The 4,177-nt window shown below is 37.9% G+C and carries 2 protein-coding genes; both read right to left on the bottom strand.

What is annotated here, in order from left to right; genetic code table 11:
- Positions 1 to 540: 540 nt before the first annotated feature.
- Positions 541 to 696, bottom strand: a complete 156-nt coding sequence (locus CXF82_RS22730) for a hypothetical protein (RefSeq protein WP_180961147.1) — start codon at positions 694 to 696, stop codon at positions 541 to 543.
- 377 nt (positions 697 to 1,073) lie between these two features.
- On the bottom strand, positions 1,074 to 3,965 hold the full coding sequence (locus CXF82_RS00600) for a TonB-dependent receptor (protein WP_102043485.1): 2,892 nt from the start codon (positions 3,963 to 3,965) through the stop codon (positions 1,074 to 1,076).
- Positions 3,966 to 4,177: the final 212 nt, after the last annotated feature.

Here is a 4,177-nt window from a genome sequence, read left to right as displayed (position 1 = left end):
AACTTGAACGTCGCTTGCGACGGCCCCGAAGGGGCGAGTGTCAGGATGATACGAGTAAACCCGCCGCTTCCACCAAATACTAAAAAGTTCAAATCCCACATCAGCACACCAGCACACCAGCACACCACCACTAGATAATAAACCTTCTCCTTATCTGAGCTTAAATACTCTTTCACGCTAATTATTTTTCACCTATGAATTGCGATAAAATGCCTCAATGGCGACAAAGTGGCGACAGCCAATACATGTGCTATCAATAATTAACTCCTTAAGAGTACGATTCACCAACTAAAACTAAGTATCTCCCAAATTCTGTTAACTCAAACTGCGCCATTAATGTCCTAGAAAAGAAGGTCTTAGATTGAATAAAAACAGGCACAACTTGTGAGGTTTTAAGTCGACATAAGCCATACAGGCAATCCAACAACGCCTGCGACTTAAAATGCCCTTCCAAAAGAGCCCTGTAAGCTTGTCTTCTTTATTACCTTGCGGTGGGTTCGTTCAATGACCTCATAAACCACCATTAGCAAATTTTTGTGTTTACAGCGTGCCTTGAAACAATTGATGCCATTGATTAACCACATCAATACTTGACCATGACTGTGCAGTTTCTAAATCAATCCTAAGCACGATATGCAAGTAATTCGGCATTACAGCGTAAGCGGCAATATCAATAGCAAAGACTGAAGTCAGCATTAGAAGTCTATCTTCAATCCACTCACGCCGATCCTCAAAAGACTGACCAGAGTAATCATCAATGCCACATAAAAGCGCCCTCCTCACCGTGCGACTGACACAATGATAAAAGGGCGTATCTTCCAAGCTAACTTGTGTTGAACGGGGTCTAGGTATCCTTGCCTCCTCAAACATCCAAAATTGAATAAATAAAGTATAGGCAAAGCCCAAAAACTTAGCCCACTATGATGGGTGGCCAATTAGTTCTGATAAACTAGAAAGTGTCTATAAAATTAAGGACTTCCCATATCAAGAATCAGTATGAATAACTAAAAAGTGCAAACACTAGTTTGCACTTTCAATATTAAAAAATAAGATTAGTCTAGAGTATGTAACTCTTATAGTTTAAAACTTGCTGTAGTGTAGAAGAAACGTCCTACATTATCGTAAGCAGCAGAGCCTGCTCCTGTACCTGTAGTTCCATAAGGTAAATCTTTGTCAAAAAGATTATCAACACCAAATTTAAGGCTAATACCTGAATCAAAGTTATAAGCTATTGATGCATCACTTATAAAATAGTCATCATAACTTAAATTACTATTTGGATTTGCGTTAAGGTCAAGATCCTTATCTGTATATAAGTTTACCCCTTCAACGAAGCGAGTTCTCCAGTTAACACCCCATCCATCGATTGAATATTTTAAAGTCCAGTTAGCTTGCCATTCTGGATTACCTAAAACGCCGGCAAGTTCTTCAAAAGTATTAGGTTCATCTTGGAAAGAAAAATCTTTGCGTTTTAATAAATGTGTCGCGATCAAATTTGTAGAGACATCACCACTAAAAGCTTCGAAGTTATACCCTATATCGAAATCTATACCTGCTGTTTCTAATGCCGCAATATTAAGTGAAAATTGCTTAATGAGAGTTATCTCATATGAGCCAGGATCACGAGTGATCAAAGCACAATATTCATTACCTACACCTGATTTAGAGTCGACACATCGATCAATAATATCTTGTGAGCCAACTGAGGAAATTGCATTGTCAATTTTAATATCCCAGTAGTCTGTTGTTATCGAAAGACCTTCAACATAATCTGGTTGATAAACGAAACCAACAGTATAACTCTTTGACTCTTCAGCTTTAAGTTGTTCGTTACCACCACTTAATCCTTCAAGTGTTTTTGAATCATAATCGGAATTAAAATCAGATGGCACTCCAAGGGCGGCACAATTAGCTATACGCGTCTCAGGGTTTTCCAGTTCATTAAGGTTTTTAGTACGGCATGAATCATCTACATTAAAGAATGTTTGGCTAGCGGCTCCGAATAATTCACTGATATTTGGAGCTCTAATTGCTTCAGAATAAGTTGAACGCATTCGAAGTTCATCAGTTACTTCCCAGCTTAATCCAGCTTTCCATGTCGTTGCGTTTCCAATGGTGCTGTAATCGGCAAAACGAACAGCTAATTCCATGTCAAGTTGATGGATCAGCGGTAAATCAGAAAGTAACGGAACATTTAACTCAGCAAAAACCTCACTGACATCGAACTCGCCTTTATCTTCACCTAATACATTGAAAAAAGTACCTTCTGCATTATCAGGTTCAAAAATTTCGCTTTCTTCTTTACGGTACTCCACACCTGTTGAAAATCCAACGTAGCCAGCGGGTAACTCAAATAATCCTGAGTTAGAGATAGACCCCCCAAAAACAGTCTGTTTTATTACGGAGGTGCCAGTGGAGACAGTATTTATATAATTAATGGCTTCATTACTTGGTCTGCCATTTCCAAAAATATCAACAGGAACACAGCCCGCTGCTCTTGCATCTTCATCACGACAAACCGCTACACCATTTTCTAAAATTGAATCTAAAGAATTTTTATAATTAGCCTTCACTAAGTTATTTTTATTAACACGCTTAAGATCTGTTTGGCCATATACGGCATACATATCATAATCCCAATCTTCAAATGCAATACCCTTTAAACCCAGTACATAACGTTGAGTTTCTCGTGTATCATCTTCAACTCTTTTCCCAAGATCAGTCATGAAGCGACGAATATTAATCGTACTTAATGGAGCTGGGTTACCATCTGAATCTTTGTTTGCTTTCATTAGAGCCACTAGCTCAGGATTAATGAAAGCATTATCTATACTTACGTTATTAGCTGGATCACCAAAATAAAAAGCAGGTTGCCCCACATCCGTTGATTTACTATTGACATACTTAGCTTGAAAATAAACATTCATATTGTCATTAATATCATAATTTGTTTTCAAATTGATGTTATAACGTTTGAATTCAGGTTGTAATTCAACAAACTCATTAAGGTTAGTTACATCACAATCTGCACATCGAATACCATCAATATTTGTTCCACGATAAACGTCACGAATAGAACCGTCTGGATTAAATGACTTCCAACCACCTAGATTAAATGTACCGGCATTACTAATTGTATAGTGACCTGCATTTGGCGTAAAAATTCTATCCGGATCTGATGGGTTGTTTGAGTCAACAAATTTTCCATCAGGGTCGACAGGGCGATTAATATTTTTCAAACTCGCAAACGAAACTGATGTTTGTTCACGATCAAAAGCCTTTAAGTCACTTTGACCACTATATTCAACAGCGAATGCAATATTACCTCGGTCTTCATCAAAATTTGTGCCATAAGACAAAGCAACACGCTCTTTAGAAAGAGGATTATCACCGGCCTCTCCTATGGTTGCTGAAACGTCTAGGCCTTCTACATCTTGTTTTAAGATAAAGTTTACAACACCAGTTACCGCATCGGCTCCATATATTGCAGATGCACCACCAGTAATAACTTCGACTCTATCAATCCAAACACTTGGGATTGTATTAATATCTACCGAAGATGTACCAGCTGAACTCGAGACATGGCGTTTACCATCAACTAAAACTAGCGTTCTTGATGTTCCCATATTTCTAAGATCTAAAAGGTTTAAGCCAGATGTTCCAATGAATCGACCAGAATTTGCTAAAGAATACGTGTTAGCTAAAGCTGGTAATTGGTTTAGCGCCTCACCTATATTAGTCACCCCTGTCGACAATAAGTCTTCACCAGTAATTACTGTAACAGGAGTAGGTGCAATAGCCCCTTCCCTGATAATCCTAGAGCCGGTTACTGCTATGCGCTCTAGATTATCATCTTTATCAAGTCCGTCAGCAGCGCTAACCAATGGAGAACTTATTGCTGCAGTAGCAGTACAACTAACGAGTGCCAATTTAACGGCTCTGGCCAACCTTGAATTAACCTGCATTTTTACATCCCTATATTTATATTTATTATGAGTTAAAAATTTTTATAAAATCCCACACTGATATCAACATTACCTCAAAAATATATGCATCATATTTCCCAACGAAGATGTATCCACATGTATCAGCTTTAAACATTAGAAACACATTAAATAAAACAATGCAACAGATCAGCATACTGACAACAACAATAGATCTGTCTCTTATAACATCT

It is taken from the genome of Shewanella sp. GutDb-MelDb (genome assembly GCF_002836075.1).
In the GTDB taxonomy this organism is placed as follows: Bacteria; Pseudomonadota; Gammaproteobacteria; order Enterobacterales; family Shewanellaceae; genus Shewanella.
The sequence above is the reverse complement of the archived record's forward strand: the minus strand, read 5'-3'. Positions and strand labels throughout refer to the sequence as shown.